We start from the raw sequence: 307 nt of genomic DNA, 5'->3' as shown, positions 1-307 counted from the left end.
AAATCCCGGTTCGGCAAATTGCCCTGCGCCCCCTTGACCGGTCCCAGACCGGCCGGTTTATCGCGGACGCCCTGCGCTGCCCGGAGGAAAAGACAATTCCCCTGGCGGAAATATTGTACCGGAAATCCGGGGGCAACCCTTTCTTCCTGGGTCAATTGCTGAAAACGGTTTATGATGAAAAGCTCCTGCTGCTGAATACCAGGGACCATTGCTGGGAGTGGGAGCCGGAATCCGTGCAAAAGCTGCAAATGGCGGACGACGTGGTGGACCTCCTGCTGGGAAAGCTGCAAAAACTCCCGGAAGAAGC

Annotated in this window: 1 protein-coding gene; it reads left to right on the top strand. The window is 57.3% G+C overall.

Annotated features, from left to right (window positions below; genetic code table 11):
- Positions 1 to 307 (top strand): hypothetical protein (locus DCCM_RS18565; RefSeq protein ID WP_165792082.1); only part of this gene is annotated, 307 nt, incomplete at both ends.

The organism is Desulfocucumis palustris (assembly GCF_002933875.1).
Classification (GTDB): domain Bacteria; phylum Bacillota; class Desulfotomaculia; order Desulfotomaculales; family Desulfocucumaceae; genus Desulfocucumis; species Desulfocucumis palustris.
The sequence above is the reverse complement of the archived record's forward strand: the minus strand, read 5'-3'. Positions and strand labels throughout refer to the sequence as shown.